General features: G+C 68.7%; 18 protein-coding genes and 1 tRNA gene. 10 read left to right on the top strand and 9 right to left on the bottom strand.

All coding sequences use genetic code 11. The features are described 5' to 3' along the window. Positions 1 to 55: 55 nt before the first annotated feature. Positions 56 to 499, top strand: coding sequence for an FKBP-type peptidyl-prolyl cis-trans isomerase (locus tag P7V53_RS27210; protein WP_280152616.1), 444 nt, complete (start codon positions 56 to 58; stop codon positions 497 to 499). Then, positions 496 to 1,431, top strand: coding sequence for a 4-hydroxy-3-methylbut-2-enyl diphosphate reductase (gene ispH, locus P7V53_RS27205; RefSeq protein WP_280152615.1), 936 nt, complete (start codon positions 496 to 498; stop codon positions 1,429 to 1,431). The genes P7V53_RS27210 and ispH overlap by 4 nt, the downstream gene beginning before the upstream one ends. A gap of 12 nt (positions 1,432 to 1,443) precedes the next feature. Here the strand turns inward: ispH and P7V53_RS27200 are convergent, their stop codons facing one another. The 6 genes from P7V53_RS27200 to P7V53_RS27175 are packed head-to-tail and all read right to left on the bottom strand — an operon-like array spanning position 1,444 to position 6,618. Then, positions 1,444 to 1,692: a DUF6587 family protein gene (locus P7V53_RS27200; protein WP_280152614.1), complete on the bottom strand. Its 249-nt coding sequence runs from the start codon at positions 1,690 to 1,692 to the stop codon at positions 1,444 to 1,446. Between the two features lie 2 nt (positions 1,693 to 1,694). Then, positions 1,695 to 3,593, bottom strand: a complete 1,899-nt coding sequence (locus tag P7V53_RS27195) for a ferrous iron transporter B (RefSeq protein WP_280152613.1) — start codon at positions 3,591 to 3,593, stop codon at positions 1,695 to 1,697. A 7-nt stretch (positions 3,594 to 3,600) separates the two neighbouring features. Beyond that, complete coding sequence (locus tag P7V53_RS27190; protein WP_280152612.1) at positions 3,601 to 4,323, bottom strand: FeoA family protein; 723 nt, start codon at positions 4,321 to 4,323, stop codon at positions 3,601 to 3,603. Next, positions 4,320 to 5,162: an FAD:protein FMN transferase gene (locus P7V53_RS27185; protein ID WP_280152611.1), complete on the bottom strand. Its 843-nt coding sequence runs from the start codon at positions 5,160 to 5,162 to the stop codon at positions 4,320 to 4,322. Before P7V53_RS27185 ends, P7V53_RS27190 begins: the two co-directional genes overlap by 4 nt. Before the next feature lie 8 nt (positions 5,163 to 5,170). Continuing rightward, a complete protein-coding gene (locus P7V53_RS27180; protein WP_280152610.1) occupies positions 5,171 to 5,716 on the bottom strand; it encodes an FMN-binding protein in 546 nt (181 codons plus the stop codon). An 8-nt stretch (positions 5,717 to 5,724) separates the two neighbouring features. Further along, positions 5,725 to 6,618, bottom strand: coding sequence for a DUF6662 family protein (locus tag P7V53_RS27175; RefSeq protein WP_280152609.1), 894 nt, complete (start codon positions 6,616 to 6,618; stop codon positions 5,725 to 5,727). 228 nt (positions 6,619 to 6,846) lie between these two features. Here P7V53_RS27175 and bfr point away from each other — a divergent pair, with 228 nt between their 5' ends. The 6 genes from bfr (at position 6,847) to P7V53_RS27145 (ending at position 10,795) form a co-directional block, all read left to right on the top strand. Beyond that, positions 6,847 to 7,323, top strand: coding sequence for a bacterioferritin (gene bfr / locus P7V53_RS27170; protein WP_280152608.1), 477 nt, complete (start codon positions 6,847 to 6,849; stop codon positions 7,321 to 7,323). Between the two features lie 21 nt (positions 7,324 to 7,344). Next, the gene (locus P7V53_RS27165; RefSeq protein WP_280152607.1) at positions 7,345 to 7,563 is read left to right on the top strand and encodes a (2Fe-2S)-binding protein; all 219 of its coding nucleotides are present in this window, start codon (positions 7,345 to 7,347) and stop codon (positions 7,561 to 7,563) included. Between the two features lie 73 nt (positions 7,564 to 7,636). Then, positions 7,637 to 8,953 (top strand): serine--tRNA ligase, encoded by a 1,317-nt coding sequence (gene serS, locus P7V53_RS27160; protein WP_280152606.1) that lies wholly within the window; start codon positions 7,637 to 7,639, stop codon positions 8,951 to 8,953. A gap of 42 nt (positions 8,954 to 8,995) precedes the next feature. Beyond that, positions 8,996 to 9,086, top strand: a tRNA-Ser gene (locus P7V53_RS27155). 284 nt (positions 9,087 to 9,370) lie between these two features. Further along, on the top strand, positions 9,371 to 10,093 hold the full coding sequence (locus tag P7V53_RS27150) for a PEP-CTERM sorting domain-containing protein (RefSeq protein WP_280152605.1): 723 nt from the start codon (positions 9,371 to 9,373) through the stop codon (positions 10,091 to 10,093). A gap of 150 nt (positions 10,094 to 10,243) precedes the next feature. Further along, a complete protein-coding gene (locus P7V53_RS27145; protein ID WP_280152604.1) occupies positions 10,244 to 10,795 on the top strand; it encodes a Spy/CpxP family protein refolding chaperone in 552 nt (183 codons plus the stop codon). Between the two features lie 6 nt (positions 10,796 to 10,801). Here P7V53_RS27145 and P7V53_RS27140 read toward each other — a convergent pair whose 3' ends face one another. From P7V53_RS27140 to P7V53_RS27130, 3 genes are all read right to left on the bottom strand, one after another. After that, entirely contained in the window at positions 10,802 to 12,325 is a 1,524-nt protein-coding gene (locus P7V53_RS27140; protein WP_280152603.1) for a tripartite tricarboxylate transporter permease, read from the bottom strand. Positions 12,326 to 12,338: 13 nt separating this feature from the next. Continuing rightward, positions 12,339 to 12,851: a tripartite tricarboxylate transporter TctB family protein gene (locus tag P7V53_RS27135; protein ID WP_280152602.1), complete on the bottom strand. Its 513-nt coding sequence runs from the start codon at positions 12,849 to 12,851 to the stop codon at positions 12,339 to 12,341. A 71-nt stretch (positions 12,852 to 12,922) separates the two neighbouring features. After that, on the bottom strand, positions 12,923 to 13,882 hold the full coding sequence (locus P7V53_RS27130; protein ID WP_280152601.1) for a tripartite tricarboxylate transporter substrate-binding protein: 960 nt from the start codon (positions 13,880 to 13,882) through the stop codon (positions 12,923 to 12,925). A gap of 101 nt (positions 13,883 to 13,983) precedes the next feature. Here P7V53_RS27130 and P7V53_RS27125 point away from each other — a divergent pair, with 101 nt between their 5' ends. Together P7V53_RS27125 and P7V53_RS27120 are read left to right on the top strand one after the other, a co-directional pair. Further along, positions 13,984 to 14,661 (top strand): response regulator transcription factor, encoded by a 678-nt coding sequence (locus tag P7V53_RS27125; RefSeq protein ID WP_280152600.1) that lies wholly within the window; start codon positions 13,984 to 13,986, stop codon positions 14,659 to 14,661. Continuing rightward, the gene (locus tag P7V53_RS27120) at positions 14,658 to 16,052 is read left to right on the top strand and encodes a sensor histidine kinase (RefSeq protein WP_280152599.1); all 1,395 of its coding nucleotides are present in this window, start codon (positions 14,658 to 14,660) and stop codon (positions 16,050 to 16,052) included. Before P7V53_RS27125 ends, P7V53_RS27120 begins: the two co-directional genes overlap by 4 nt. Positions 16,053 to 16,139: the final 87 nt, after the last annotated feature.

Raw genomic sequence — 16,139 nt, 5'->3', positions numbered from 1 at the left:
CGGGCAGGGTGCCGGCTCGTAAAATCGAGGACCAGTCTAGCAACGGGCATCTGTCGTGAATTCCGTCCAAAGAGGGTCGTTCCTGACCCTGCACTACCGCCTCGCCGGGCCCGACGGCGCGGACATCATCAACACCTTCGCCGACAAGCCGGCCACGCTGTCGCTGGGCACCGGCGAGCTCGCGCCGGCGATGGAGTCGCGGCTGATGGGTCTGCCCGAAGGCACCCGCACCACCTTCGAGCTGGCCCCCGGCGAAGCGTTCGGCGCACGCAATCCCGAGCTGCTGCAGCGGGTGAAGCGCGGCCTCCTCGACGAGCTGGGCGACCCGGACGAGCAGTACCACGTCGGCGACGTCGTGCAGTTCCCGACGCCCGACGGGCAGGGCGCGTATGCCGGCGTCGTGCGCGAGATCGCCGACGAGTCGCTGCTGTTCGACTTCAATCATCCGCTGGCGGGCCAGCCGGTGACGTTCGAAGTCCACGTGATCGGCGTGTTATGAGCGGCCCGCTGGACGAGGTCGTTCTGGCCGAGCCGCGGGGCTTCTGCGCCGGCGTCGATCGCGCGATCGAGATCGTGGAGCGTGCGCTCGAGAAGTTCGGCGCGCCGATCTACGTGCGCCACGAGATCGTGCACAACACCTATGTCGTCAACGACCTGAAGGCCAAGGGCGCGATCTTCATCGAGGACCTGGCCGACGTGCCGCCCGGCGCGACGCTGGTGTTCAGCGCGCATGGCGTGTCGCAGGCAGTGCGCCGGGAAGCCGCGCAGCGCGGCTTCAGTGTGTTCGACGCCACCTGCCCGCTGGTCACCAAGGTCCATGTCGAGGTGGCCAAGCTGCACAAGGAGGGCTACGACTTCATCATGATCGGCCACAAGGGTCATCCGGAGGTCGAGGGCACGATGGGGCAGCTCAGCGAGGGCATCCACCTCGTGGAGGACGTTCAGGACGTCGAGCACCTGCAGGTGGCGCAGGACGAGCGGCTGGCCGTGGTCACGCAGACCACGCTGTCGGTCGACGATGCGGCCGAGATCCTGGCGGCGGTCAAGCGCCGCTTCCCCCGCGTGCGCGAGCCCAAGCAGCAGGACATCTGCTACGCCACGCAGAACCGCCAGGACGCGGTCAAGGTGCTGGCGCCGCAGGTCGACGTCCTGGTCGTCGTCGGCAGCCCCACCAGCTCCAACAGCAACCGGCTGCGCGAGCTCGCACAGCGGCTGGGCACCGAGGCCTACATGGTGGACGCGCCCGAGGATCTGCGCCCCGCCTGGTTCGAGGGCAAGAAGCGCGTCGGGCTCACTGCGGGCGCGTCGGCGCCCGACGTGCTGGTGCAGCAGGTGATCGAGCGCCTGCGCGCTCTGGGGGCCGTGTCCGTGCGCAAGATGAAGGGCGTGGAGGAGACCACGCACTTCCCGCTGCCGAAGGGGCTCAAGTAGCGGACGCCGGCGCTAGCGCGGCAGGCGGCGGTGCACCTTGATCGTGTGCGAGTCGCGCGGCACGGCGTCGCCGCAGCTGTCGCAGCCGCCGCATCCGCCCGTGGAGGCCGCCTCGCGGCGCCACACCCTGGCGATGCGGTCCGGCCAGCGGACCCGCAGCAGCAGCTGCGCCAGCGCGCGGCGCGCTGCCGAGGGCATCAGGGTCCACACCGCATAAGCGGTGCAGCCGATCACGATGAGGGCCACGATGAACGCCTGCATGCTCATCCTCCCAGCCACAGCGTCACGCGGTAGGTGACGAACGCGGCGACGTACGCCAGCACGAAGAGATACGTCGCCATCGCCACCGGATAGCGCCACGAATTGGTCTCGCGCTTCACCACCGCCAGCGTGGAGATGCACTGCGGAGCGAACACATACCAGGCCAGCAGCGCGAAGGCGGTGGCGAGCGACCAGCCTTGCGCGATGACCGGGGCGAGCGTGTCGGCCACCGCATCGCCTGCCGCCGACAGCGAATACACGGTGCCCAGCGCGCCGACCGCCACTTCGCGTGCGGCCAGGCCCGGCACCAGCGCGATGGAGATCTGCCAGTTGAAGCCGATCGGCGCGAAGAGGTGCTGCAGGCCTTGTCCCAGCCAGCCGGCGATGCTGTACTGGATGGCCGGTCCGGTCGCGCCCTCCGGCGGGGCCGGATAGCTCGAGAGGAACCACAGCAGCACCATCAGCGAGAAGATGATCGTGCCGACACGGCGCAGGAAGATCCGCGCGCGTTCCCACAGGCCGAGCAGCAGGTTGCGCACGCCCGGCATGCGGTACGGCGGCAGTTCGAGCATCAGCGGCTGGTAGGCGCTCTTCATCCAGGCGCGCTTGAAGACCCATGCCACGCCCATTGCCGCCAGCACGCCCGCCGCATACAGCACGAACAGCGTCAGGCCCTGCAGGTTGAACGGCCCGACTTCGCGCGCCGGCACGAAGGCGCCGATGAGCAGCGCATAGACCGGCAGCCGCGCCGAGCATGTCATCAGGGGCGCCACCATGATGGTGGCCAGCCGGTCCTTCCAGTTCGCGATGGTGCGCGTGGCCATGATGCCCGGCACCGCGCAGGCGAAGCTCGACAGCAGCGGGATGAAGGCACGCCCCGACAGTCCGACGCGGCCCATCACCCGGTCGAGCAGGAAGGCCGCGCGCGGCAGGTAGCCCGAGTCCTCGAGCAGCAGGATGAAGAAGAACAGGATGAGGATCTGGGGCAGGAAGACGATGACACCGCCGGCGCCGGCGATGACACCGTCGACCAGCAGGCTGCGCAGCGGCCCTTCGGCCATGTGCGCCGTCACCCAGTCGCCGAGGCCGGCCATGGCGGCCTTGATCGCGTCCATCGGAACGACCGCCCAGGTGAACACCGCCTGGAAGATCAGGAACAGCAGCGCGGCCAGCACGACCAGGCCCCAAACCGGATGCATGGCGACCGCGTCGATGCGGCGCTGGAAGCGCCTGGCTGCGAACGCGCCACTGAGGGCCGCCGGCGCAGCGGCCGCGAGGATGCGCCGCACTTCGCGTTGCAGCTCGGACGGCGTCGCCGGCTCGTGCGGTGCGAGGCCGCCCGCGGTGGCCGGTCCCGGGCCGAAGCCGCTTTCCAGCTGGGCCAGCAGCTGCGCATGTCCGTCGTGCCGCACGGCCACCGTCTCCACCACCGGGCAGCCGAGCTCGCGCGAGAGGCGCGTCGCATCGATCGCCAGGCCCTGCGAGCGGGCGACGTCGGCCAGGTTCAGCGCGACGATCATCGGCCGCCCCAGGCGGCGCAGCTCCAGCACCAGGCGCAGGTTCATGCGCAGATTGGTCGCGTCGACGACCGCGACGATCGCGTCAGGTGCGGCTTCGCCGGGTCGGCGCCCTTCGATGACCTCGAGCGTCACCTGCTCGTCCGGCGTGGCAGGCGTAAGGCTGTAGGCGCCGGGCAGGTCGACCACCGACAGCGTGCGGCCGCCGGACAGGCGTGCGATGCCGACCTTGCGCTCGACGGTGACGCCGGCGTAGTTGGCGACCTTCTGGCGTGCGCCGGTCAGCAGGTTGAACAGCGCCGTCTTGCCGCAGTTCGGATTGCCGACCAGCGCGACGCTCCACGACGTGGCAGGCGGGGCGGGCAGGATGTGGGCGGAAGCCATGGATGTCTCAGAGCGGGTGCACCGCGATGCATTGGGCTTCGAGCAGCCGCAGCGCGAACAGCGTCTCGCCGACCAGCACGGCGATCGGCTCGCGTCCGCCGGGACCTCGGCGCAGCAGCTCGACGGGCTCGCCGGGGATGAAGCCGAGCTCGCCGAGGCGGCGCAGCACGAGCGCATCGACGTCGGGCGAGGCGGCGGCCACGGCAGCGACAGTGGCGCAGGCGCCTTCGGGCAGATCGGCGAGCAGCACCGTGCCCGCGAACCGCGGCTGCGGGTCGGGACCTGCTCCGGCGCTGCGTTGCAGGCGCTGCTGCTTGCCGATCGTGGCGTGGACCGCGAGCGGTAGCGCGAGCAGGACGCCCAGCGACACATGCACCAGCGCCACGTCGCCGGCCAGCTCCGAGTCGCCGAGGTAATAGACGCCAAGTGCGCTCAACACCAGGCCGGCGACACCGCTCACGAGCGTGGCGCCGGTGACCCGCTGGCGGCCGCGCCGCCAGCCCACCCGCATGTGGATGGTCCACAGGGCGCCCACGACCATCAGCAGCACGAACGAGGCGGCGGCGTGCGACGCGGCGGCGAGCAGCCGCGCGTCGGACGGCAGGCGCCACGGCACGGGCCAGCCGACGCGCATCGCAAGCGTGGTGGGCGCCAGCAGCAGCCCGCTGGCGAACGCTGTCGCGCAGGCCGTCCAGAGCAGCGCCGGAAAGCGCGGCGGATAACCCTTCATGCTGGCGCTCCCGCGTCGGCCGCTGCGGGCAGCACCAGCACGCCGCCCAGGCGGCGCAGCATCGCCTCGCGCGGCGCGCCGGCCATCTGGCAGGCGACCTTGGTCAGCGCGTCGGCGCGCCAGGCCTTGCGCGCCAGCACGCTGAACACTCCGGCCATCGGCTGCGCAGGGGACAGGGGAACGATCAGCGCAGGCCGGCCGGCATCCCAGGCGGCGTCGGGGGCGCGTGCGTGCGAGGTGGCAATGGCGGCGTCGCGCAGCGCGCCCAGCGGCACCAGCGTGTCGTCCGCTTCGCGCCGGTGCACCGGCACGGCATGCCGTCCAAACGCGCGAAGGTCGCCGCCCGCATTGACCCATCCGGAAGTGGCGCCATGCGCGCGCATCGCGCTCACCGCCAGATCGACTGCATACCCCTTGGCGATGCCGTCGAGCGTGATGCGCACGGGGCGAAGCAGGCGCGCCCAGCCGCGCCCGAGCTGCAGATCGCCCGCTTCGCCGCGCGCCAGCGGGGCCGGGCCGCCCAGGTCGGGCAAGGCGCCACGGCGCACCAGCGCGCCGCCGACGGTCATGTCGAACAGGCCTGCGGTCGCGACCATCATCGCCTGTGCGAGCCGCAGCACGCGCAGGCTGAGCGGCTGCAGCTCGACGGCTTCGCCGCCGGCGCGATTGAGGCGCGTCAAGTCGCTGTCGAGGGCGTGGAAGCTGAGCCGCCCGTGCACGGTCCGGACCGCCTCGAACGCGGCGTCGACGGCCCGTTCGGCGGCCGCCCCCGACCCGGCGCGCGCCCCCACCTCGACATAGGTGCCCAGCAGGGGACGCATGCGCTTGACCAGGATCATGGCGTCGCTCAGCCGTGGGCGAGGAACAGCTGGTGCTGCACCAGAAGCCGCTTGACGCCGTCGAGCACATTGCGGCACGACAGCGTGGCGCCGCTGATGTTGGGCACGTCCTTGTCGAGCTTGAACGGGTCGGCCAGCGTCTTGCCGACGAAGCGCTTGCGCCAGGCGGCATCCCGGATCTGGCCGCCATGCGTCTCGCGGTAGCTCATCACCTCGACGCCGAGCACTTCGCCTTGCGGCGACACGCCGACGGCGTAGGTGATGAACTCGTGCTTGCCCACCACCTCGTCGACGAAGAACCAGCCCTGCAGCTGGCCGTCGCGCTCGGCGCGCCACACCTCCTGCCGCTCGGCGCGCTGGCGCACGCCGGACAGCTCCTTGATGCGATCGCGCTGCTCGCTGCTGAACTGCAGCGGCCGCTCCGCGAAGGTCTTGGCCGCGGGGAACAGCAGCGTCTGCGCCTGCTGCACCGTCAGGTAGTCGACCGCATGGGCGGGACTGACGCAGGCGATCGCCGGCAGCAGGAAGGCGGACAGGTCGAGGGGACGGCGCATGGCGATGCTCAGAAGTTGAAGCCGACCTTCAGGCGCAGCTCGTTGCGCGTCTTCTCGATCAGGTGCAGGTGGTCCGGCTGCCCGTCGTACTTCTCGCCGCCGCCGCGGATCTGGTGGAAGTAGGTCAGCGTCGCCCACCAGTCCTTGCTGGCGTAGTGCAGCGTGGGGCCACCGAACAGCGACCAGCGCTCCTGGCCGACCTCGGTCTCGAACTCGGTCTGGTAGACGGTTTCGGCGCCGAGGAACCAGCCCGGTGCGAAGCGATAGCTCACACCGGCGCCCAGCGTCGGCTCGATCTCCATCTCGGCGCCCAGCGGCCAGTCGAATTCGGGCGTCGGCAGGGTGGCCAGCGGCTTGCGCTTGGCATAGGTGGCTTCGAGGGCGGCGTTGCCCACCACGACGAGCTGGCCGTCGAGGAAGTACTTCTGCGCCTGCAGGCCGAACTCGAAGCTGGTGGTGTTCTTCTTGCGGCCCGAGTGCGGATCGATGGTCTGGTAGTCGAAGCCGGCGGTGCCCGACAGGCCGAAGTCGTCCTTGGCCGGGCTCAGGAAGTTGTACTTGGCCTCGAAGCCCACACCCGAGAACTTGAGCCCGAACTTGTTGTCGCCGGGCAGGTAGCCGTCGATCACGAGGCCGCTGGTGTTCAGCGACATGGCCTTGACCTCTGCCGACAGCGACAGGCGGTCGGTGAGGCCGTATTCGAACTCGGTCTGGGAGTCGACCGCGCGGTAGCTGCCCGTGCCCTTGTCGCGGCGCACGGTGAGCCACTGGTAGACCTCCTTGCTGCCCTGCGGCAGCGTCTCGGCGCCGCGCACGTAGCCGAAGAGGTTCTCGTCTGCGAGAGCCGGGGTGCCGGCGGCCAGGGCCAAGCCGGTGATCAGGACTATTTTTTCGAGTTTCATGGGATGAGCGGGTGGGAAGGCCACGGCAAGACACCGTGAAAAAGGCCTCGGATCGAAGTATTGCAAATGAGAACGGTTTTCAATCATAATCGCAGCCACAGACCGCGCGCAATCCGCCGGTTGCTCATCCGATGCAAACGCTGTCGCTTCGCCCACAATGGCTGCCGCCCGCCGCGTCACTCCCGATGCGGTCGTCGCCATTGAACGAGCAGCCAGAGGAGCATCACCATGAAGAGCGACCCGCAAGTCATTGCGCACCTGAATGCGCAGCTCAAGAACGAGCTCACCGCGACCAACCAGTACTTCCTGCACTACCGCATGCTCAAGCACTGGGGCTTTCAGCGGCTGGCGAAGAAGGAATACGAGGAATCGATCGGCGAGATGAAGCACGCCGACCGGCTCATGGAGCGCATCTTCATGCTCGACGGGCTGCCCAATTTGCAGGACCTGGGCAAGCTGCTGATCGGCGAGAACGTGCCCGAGGTGCTCGACTGCGATCTGCAGTCCGAGCGCGGCGCGCAGGGCACCATCAAGGACGGGATCGCGTATTGCGAGTCGGTGCGCGACTACGTGTCGCGCGACATCCTGCAGGACATCCTCGACGACACCGAGGAACACATCGATTTCCTGGAAACGCAGATCGATCTGCTGGGCAAGGTGGGTCTCGAGAACTACCTGCAGTCGCAGATCGGCGACATCAGTTAGCGCAGTGACGAGGTTGTAGAAATGATTGTTTGCGTGTGCCGCCGGGTGTCCGACCACCAGATCCGCCAGGCCGTCGCCGACGGGGCGGTGAGCCTCGAATGCCTGCAGTTCGATCTGGGCGTGGCCACGCAATGCGGTCGGTGCGCGGACTGCGCATCCAAGGTGCTCTGCGATGCGCGGTCCGGGCAGGCGGGTGCCTCGCACGCGCCCGAGCAGGCGCGCCAAGCGCAGATGGCGTAAGGGCAGCGGCCCGCTGCCTACAATCGCGGGCTCACGCACTCTCGTCGATGGCCGCGCCCGCGGCCCTCCCGCCATGCTCGACATCAACATGCTTCGCCGCGATCTGCCGGGCGTGATCGCCAAGCTGGAACAGCGCCAGTCGCCGCAGCCCTTCCTCGACGTCGATCGGTTCCAGTCGCTGGAGTCCGAGCGCAAGACGATCCAGACGCGCACCGAGGAGCTCCAGGCGCGGCGCAACAGCATGTCCAAGCAGATCGGCCAACTCAAGGGCAAGGGCGAGGACACCTCGGCGCTGATGGCCGAAGTGAGCGGCATCGGCGACGCGCTGAAGTCGTCCGCGGAGCGGCTGGAGCACATCCAGTTGGAGCTGCACACGATGCTGATGGCCGTGCCCAACCTGCCGCACGACAGCGTGCCGGTCGGAGCGAACGAGACGGACAACGTCGAAGTCCGCCGCTGGGGGACGCCGCGAAGCTTCGATTTCACGCCGAAGGACCACGTGGACCTCGGTGCCCCGCTGGGCCTCGACCTCGACACCGGTGCGCTGCTGTCGGGCTCGCGTTTCACCTTCCTGCGTGGGTCCGCCGCGCGGCTGCACCGGGCACTGGCGCAGTTCATGCTCGACACGCAGACGCAGGAGCACGGCTACGTCGAGTGCTACACGCCCTACATCGTCAACCGCGAGATCCTGGAAGGCACCGGCCAGCTGCCCAAGTTCAAGGACCAGGCGTTCTGGGTCTACCGCGGCGAGCAGGGCGAAGGCGGCGAGGCGATCGCCGCGTCGGGCAGCGAGCAGTACCTCATCTCGACCTCCGAGATTTCGCTGACCAACACCGTGCGCGAAAGGGTCCTGGCCGCCGACGCGCTGCCCATCAAGCTCACGGCGCACAGCCCGTGCTTCCGCAGCGAGGCGGGCAGCGCCGGCCGCGACACCCGCGGCATGATCCGCCAGCATCAGTTCGACAAGGTCGAGATGGTGCAGGTCGTTCATCCGGACAGCAGCTACGAGGTGCTCGAAGAGATGACGCGCCACGCCGAGGCGATCCTGCAGAAGCTGGGACTGCCCTACCGCGTGGTCGAGCTGTGCAGCGGCGATCTCGGCTTCGGCTCGACCAAGACCTACGACCTCGAGGTGTGGCTGCCGGCGCAGAACGCCTATCGCGAGATCAGCTCGTGCTCCAACTGCGAGGCTTTCCAGGCGCGGCGCATGCAGGCGCGCTTCAAGACGCCGCAGGGCAAGAACGAGCTGGTGCACACGCTCAACGGATCGGGCCTGGCCGTGGGCCGCGCGCTGGTGGCCGTGCTCGAGAACGGACAGAACGCCGACGGCTCCATCACCGTGCCCGAGGTGCTGCGTCCCTACATGGGCGGCCGCTGCGAGCTGCGCTAGAATTCCGGGCTCGGCAGCGACCTGCCGAAGCCGCAGAATTCCGGAGAGGTGGCAGAGTGGTCGAATGCGCCGGACTCGAAATCCGGTGTACGGTCATACCGTACCGTCGGTTCGAATCCGACCCTCTCCGCCAGCCAGTCTGCACTGCGATCACGTGCAAGACGGTTCGACCCACGCCAAGACGATCGGAAACCCGCGGGCCATCCCCGGATTGCGGGGGGCGCTTCATCCCGGATCACCAGGGAGCAGCTGACTACCCCGGATGACCTCGTGTTCCCATGGCAGTGCACAGCGAAGTTTTTACAGTGGGCTCCATGTCCAACGAGGGGTCCGCACATGCCCAGCACGAAGTACCACCTGCCTTCCGACCAGGAGATCCTCGACTACTTCCTCATGCACGAGTTGGGAGGGGCCGGCATGGACGAAGACGCTTTTCGAGCGACGCCCGCAGCGTCCGCGTCGACTGCGCGTGACGTGAAGAAAACCAGCCTCCTCTGCCGCGCTGCCGGGTATCGTCCGGCCATCGCACGAGGGTCTCGTACGTCCGTGGGGACGAGGGCGTTGCCGCGCGTTTTCCTCGCGGCAGCGCTGGCGGGTGCGTCGGCCTTCGCGCAGGCGGGCACGTTCAGCTGCATCTCCGGTACGTCCGGCGACTGTGCGCTCGCCGCGTCGACGCTGTCCTGGGATTGGAACGGGCTCGACTTCACCGTCTTCAACGCCGGCAGCGGGTATGTGGCCGAGGTCTATTTCAATCTGGGAAGCGGCATGTCGGCCAGCTTCCTGGGCGGCACCGGCACCGTCCTCTTCAGCGAAGGCGCTCAACCCGGCGCGCTTCCTGGCGGGAACAGCGCCGGATTCACGTCCGACGCAAGCTTCGACTCGGACGCCCGCGGCAGCACGCAATACGGCATCAACCAGGGCGAGACCGCCACGTTTCGCATCCTCGGTGCCAACATGAATTCGATCGACGACGGCGCCCTTGCGGCCGGCATCCATGTGCGCAGCTTGAGCACCGATGCTGCCAGCCTGATCAGCAGCACGAGCGTGATGACGCCGGTTCCCGAACCCGCGTCCTTTGCGATGCTCTTGAGCGGATTCGGCCTGGTCGCCTGGTTGACGCGGTCGCGCCGCAAGTCCTGAGCTTTCTCAACGGCGGTTCACGGGGCCGCCCACATCGACCCGCCGACTCGGGCATTCACAGATCTTTACCCCTGCGCCAAGCCGCCTTCACCGCGACTCGCGACCATGCTTTCCAGCGGGGCCAAACCCCGTGTTCAACAGGAGCATGTGATGAGCAGTAGCACGATGACGGTGGACGAGAAGATGGCGGGCGCGACGCGCCGCGGGCTCCGCCTGATGATGGCGGGCGTGGTGCTGGCGGTCTCGGCGACCGTCGCCCTGTCGGCCTGGGCGCAGCCGCGCGGACACCATGGTGGCGCAATGGGCGGCCCCGGCCTGTTCATGGGCTCGCCCGAGCGCATCGACCGGGGCGTCGATCACCTGCTCGACGGGCTCAACGCGACCGACGCGCAGCGCTCGCAGATCAAGCAGATCGCGCGTCAGGCGGCCGACGACCTCAAGGGACAGCGCGAGACGGCTCGCACGCTGCGCGACAAGTCGATGCAGATCTTCACGGCGCCGACGGTCGACGCCGCGGCCGCCGAGTCGGTGCGCCAGCAGATGCTGGCCCAGCACGACGCTTCCAGCCGTCGCATGCTGCAGGCCATGCTCGACATCAGCCGCGTGCTGACCCCCGAGCAGCGCGCGAAAGTCGCCGAGCACGTGAAACAGCGCCAGCAGCGCATGCAGGAACGCATGCAGCGCGAGCATCCGCAGAAGTAGGACCCTTCACCGAACGCCGTTCCCCGGCGCTGCCGCCTGCGGCAGCGCCGGTTCTTTCTTGAGCTTCAGCACGCGCGGCAGGATCAGGATCAGCAGCACGATGGCGAGCAGAACCATCGCCATCGGACGCTCGATGAACACGGTCCAGCGCCCTTCGCCGATGGACAGCGCGTTGCGCAGTTGCGCTTCCGCGAGCGGCCCGAGGATGAGGCCGACGATGACAGGCGCGGTCGGGAAGTCGAAGCGCCGCATCAGCACGCCGAGCAGGCCGACACCGTACAGCAGGAACAGATCGAAGGCGCTCTGGCGCATGCCATAGACGCCGACCGTGGCGAAGATGAGGATGCCGGCGTAGAGCTGGGCGCGCGGAATCTTCAGCAGCTTCACCCACAGGCCGACCAGCGGCAGGTTGAGGATGAGCAGCATCACGTTGCCGATGTACAGCGACGCGATCAGCGCCCACACCAGTGTCGACGAGGTCTGGAACAGTTGCGGCCCGGCCTGGATGCCGTAGTTCTGAAGCGCCGAGAGCAGGATGGCCGCCGTGACCGAGGTCGGGATGCCGAGCGTGAGCAGCGGCACCAGCGTCGCCGTCACCGCCGCGTTGTTGGCCGCCTCCGGGCCGGCGACGCCTTCGATCGCACCGACGGTGCCGAATTCTTCCTTGTGCTTGGAGAGCTTGCGCTCGACGCCGTAGCTGAGGAAGGTCGGAATCTCCGAGCCGCCGGCGGGAATGGTGCCGAACGGAAAGCCGAGCGCGGTGCCGCGCAGCCACGCTGGCCAGGAGCGGCGGAACTCCTCGCGGGTCATGTGGACCTTGTCCATGCGGTTCATCGACGCTTCGCTGCGGCCTTCGTACATCCCGGTGTAGAAGGCCTCGCCGACGGCGAACAGGCCGACTGCGATCAGCACCACCTCGATGCCGTCGAGCAGCTCCGGGACGCCGATGTTGTAGCGTGCCTGGCCGCTGATCTGGTCGAGTCCGACGCAGCCCATCGCCAGGCCGAGGAACAGCGCCGTCATTCCGCGCAGGGTGCTCTTGCCGAGCACCGCGCTGACGGTGGTGAAGGCAAGCAGCATCAGGCAGAAATACTCCGGCGGCCCGAGCTTCACCGCGAAGTCGGCGACCAGCGGCGCGAAAGTCGTCACCAGCACCGTGGCCAGCGTGCCCGCGACGAAGGATCCGATGGCCGACGTGGCCAGCGCCGCGCCGGCGCGGCCGTTCTTGGCCATCTTGAAGCCTTCGAGCGCGGTCACCATCGTGCCGGTCTCCCCCGGCGTGTTGAGCAGGATCGAGGTGGTCGAGCCGCCGTACATCGCGCCGTAGTAGATGCCGGCGAAGAAGATCATCGAGGCGGTGGGCTCCACCTGCGCCGTGATCGGCAGGAGCATCGCCACCGTGACGGCCGGGCCGAGGCCGGGCAGCACGCCGATCGCCGTGCCGATCGCGCAGCCGAGGAAGGCCCACAACAGGTTGATCGGCGTGCCGGCCGTCGCGAAGCCGTTCAGAAGCTGGGTCCAGAGGTCCATTCGTGTTCTCCCGTCAGAGCCAGCCGGTGCCGGTGAGTCCCGGCAGGTTGATCGCAAGCAGCTTGGTGAACAGCCAGAACACCGGCGCCGAGATCAGCATGCCGGTGACGACATCGAGCAGCGTCTGGCGCGCGCCGCCCGAGGGCTTGCCCTCGGAGTAGCGCAGGCCGCGAACCGCCAGCGCGAACAGCAGGGTGCAGCTCAGCACGAAGCCGATCGTCGTGATCAGCGCGGCGTTTGCCAGCACGCCCGCCGACAGCCACGCGAAGGCGGTCCAGTCGGCGCGTTCCGCGCCCGACGGCGGCTCCACTTCACGGAAGCCGCCGCTGCGTGCTTCCCACACCAGCCAGGCGCCACAGACCGCGAGGACGATCGCCACGACCCACGGCAGGAAGTTGGGGCCGACGCCGGAATACCCGGCCGTCGACGAGATCGAGGAGGCGCCCCAGGCCATGGCAACGGCGAGGACGATCGCGCCGATGCCGATCAGCGTCTGGTGAAGAGACGAAGCAGGTGAGTCGGACATGGATCCCCTCCGAAGCGGAAAGAGGGCGTGGAGGTCGCGCCTCCCGCCCTGGCTTGTCGTGTTGCGAAAGCTCAGACCATCCCGGCCTTGACCATGGTGGCGCGCAGGCTGGCGAATTCGCGGTCCACGAACTCCTCGAATTCCTTGCCTGCCATCACCGCCGGCGTCCAGGCGTTCTTCTCCATCGCCTCGGCCCACGACTTGGTCTTCAGCGCCTTCAGCACCATGTCGGTCAGCGCCTTGCGCTGGTCGGGCGTGATGCCGGGGGCGCCGTACACGCCCCGCCAGTTGCCGATCTCGACATTGATGCCCTGCTCCTTGAGCGTTGGCACGTCGATGCCCTTGAGGCGCGTGGCCGACGTGACGGCGATCGGCCTCATCTTTCCGCTCTCGATGTACTGCGCGAACTCGCTGTAGCCGCTTCCGCCGACGGTCACGTTGCCGCCCAGGATGGCTGCGGTGGCTTCGCCGCCTCCGCGGAACGGCACGTAGTTGATCTTGGCGGGGTCAACGCCGACTTCACGCGCGATCATGGCCGCGGCGATGTGCTCGGTGGCGCCGCGCGAGCCGCCGCCCCACTTCACGCTGCCGGGATCCTTCTTCATCTGCTCGACCACGTCCTTCATCGTCTTCAGCGGCGAGGTGGCCGGCAGCACGAAGACGTTGTACTCACTGGTCAGGCGTGCGAGCGGCGTTGCCTGTGACAGCGTGACCGGCGGCTTGCCGGTGATGATGCCGCCCAGCATCACCGCGCCCATCACCATCATTGCGTTGGGATCGCCCTTGCTGGCGTTGACGAACTGCGCGAGGCCGATGGCGCCGGCGGCGCCGCCCTTGTTGTCGAAGGTGACCGACGAAGCGGCCCCGGACTCCTGCAGCGCCTTGCCGAGGGCGCGGCCGGTGGTGTCCCAGCCTCCGCCGGGGTTGGCGGGGATCATCATCTTGATGTTGGCCGCAGCGAGTACATCGAGCGGCAGGGCTCCCGCGGCGGCGAGAGCGGCGAGGGACTTCAGGAACGTGTCGCGACGCATGGCTTGTCTCCTGTTATGCCTGGAACTGCTACCGGCATCTTCCGTGCCCTGGCTGTCAGTCGGCTGTCCAACTCATCAGGACAAATGCTAATGTCATCGGCATGAAACTGTTGCTGGTCGAGGACGATCCCGCGATGCAGACGACGTTGCAGCGTACGCTGACCCGCCGCGGCATGCAGGTCGTGGCCTGCGCAGACGGTGCCCGGGCGCTGGACCGCTGGCGCGCCACGGTCCCCGACGTGGTCGTGCTCGACCTCAGCCTGCCGGGCCTCGACGGCCTGCAGGTGCTGGAGCAGGCGCGGGCCGAGCAGCTGCACGCGCCGGTTCTCATCCTCACCGCGCGCGGCGCGGTGGGCGACCGCATCCTCGGGCTGAACACCGGGGCTGACGATTACCTGGCCAAGCCGTTCGACCTGGATGAGCTCGAAGCACGCATCCGCGCTCTCGCGCGCCGCGGGGCGCCGAACGAGATGCCCGGCGAAACGGCCATCTTTTGCGGCATGCGTTGCGACCATGACAGCGGCGCGGTCTATTTCAACGGGCAGCCGATGGAGCTGGCGCCCCGCGAGGGTGCGTTGCTGCGCGCGCTGCTCGCCAAACCGGGCCACGCCGTCGCCAAGGAGCGCCTCTTCGAGCTCGTCTTTCCCGGCGAATCGGATGTTCAGTACGAAGCGATCGAAGTCGTGGTGTACCGCCTGCGCAAGAAGCTCGCCGACACGGGTGCGCAGCTCGTCACCCTGCGCGGACTCGGCTACCTGCTGAAGGCGCAGGCTGCATGAGCGGTCCGCGCCGACGGTCGATGCGCCGCCAGCTCATGCTGGGCATCCTGGTGCCGGTGGTTGCCATCGTCTCGATCAACACCGTCAGCCTCTACCGGCAGGCACTGCGCGCTGCCGACACCGCCTACGACCGCACCTTGCTGGCTTCGGCCAAGTCGATCGGCGAGCAGCTCGAGGTCTCCGGCGCCGGCGACCAGGCTCAGCTGCGGGCCGCGGTGCCGTATTCGGCGCTCGAGGCCTTCGAGGCCGACAACCGCAGCCGCATCTTCTACCGCGTGACCGGATTCGCCGGCGAGATGGTTTCCGGTTTCGCCGACCTGCCGGTGTGGCGCGGCAAGGTGCCGGCCAAGGGGCCTTATGCCGCGCTGGTCGACTTCTACGACGACCGCTACCGCGACGAGCCGGTGCGCGTGGCAGTGCTGTTGCAGCCGGTGGCCGGCGTCGCGGGGCAGGGCATTGCCACGATCCAGGTGGCCGAGACGCTCGAGCTGCGCCGCACGCTGGCCCAGCAGATCCTGCTGGCCACGCTGTGGCGGCAGGTCGCGCTGGTGATCGTGATCGTGATCGTCGTCGTGTGGGTGGTGCAGCGCGCCACGCAGCCGGTACGCCGGCTCAGCCATCAGCTCGGCACGCGCCGCGAGAGCGATCTCGCAGCCATCGCTGCGCCCGATGCGCCGCGCGAGCTGCTGCCGCTGGTCGATGCGACCAATCAGGTCATGGCGCGGCTGTCGCGCCTGCTGGAGCACCAGAAGCGCTTCGTGCGTGACGCCTCGCATCAGCTGCGCACGCCGCTCGCCGTGCTGAAGACGCAGGTGCAGTCGGCGCTGCGCGGCGACGTGCCCTCGCAGCAGGCGCTGCAGGAGATCAGCATCACGGTCGAACGCGCCACCCAGCTGGCCAACCAGATGCTCGCCCTGGCCAAGGTGGAGCAGGTGCAGGCGCAAGGGCCGCTGGCGCCGGTCGCGCTGGCCGACGCGGTGAGCCAGGTCGCCCTGGATCTGTCGCCGCTCATCGCCGCCAAAGGGCTCGACTTCGAGCTGCAGGCGGCGCCCCTGGACGTGCTGGCACACGACTGGATGCTGCGTGAGCTCACGCGCAACCTGATGGCCAACGCCGTGCGCGAGACGCCCGCGGGCGGATGGCTGCTGGTGTTCGTCGGCATCGACAACGGCGCGCCGGTGCTGCGTGTTTCAGACAGTGGTCCCGGCATCGCGCCGGAGCAGGCAGAGCAGCTGTTCGAGCCGTTTCACACGGGCCATCCGACCGAAGGCAGCGGGCTGGGCCTGGCGATCTGCCGCAGCATCTGCGATGCGCTCGGCGCGCGCCTGACGCTGCGGGCACGGGATCCGAACGGGCTCGATGCGCAGGTCGTCTTCCCTCGGCGGGGATGAGGCCCGTGCCGCCGACACATATCTTTACTCTGTAGCGATGCCTGCTTCACCCCCTGCGGCCAGCATGGATCGCGATCAACGGCCTTC

Source organism: Piscinibacter sp. XHJ-5 (assembly GCF_029855045.1).
Taxonomy (GTDB): Bacteria; Pseudomonadota; Gammaproteobacteria; order Burkholderiales; family Burkholderiaceae_C; genus Albitalea.
Note: the sequence above shows the minus strand (reverse complement) of the source record. Positions and strands in the feature narration are given on the sequence as shown.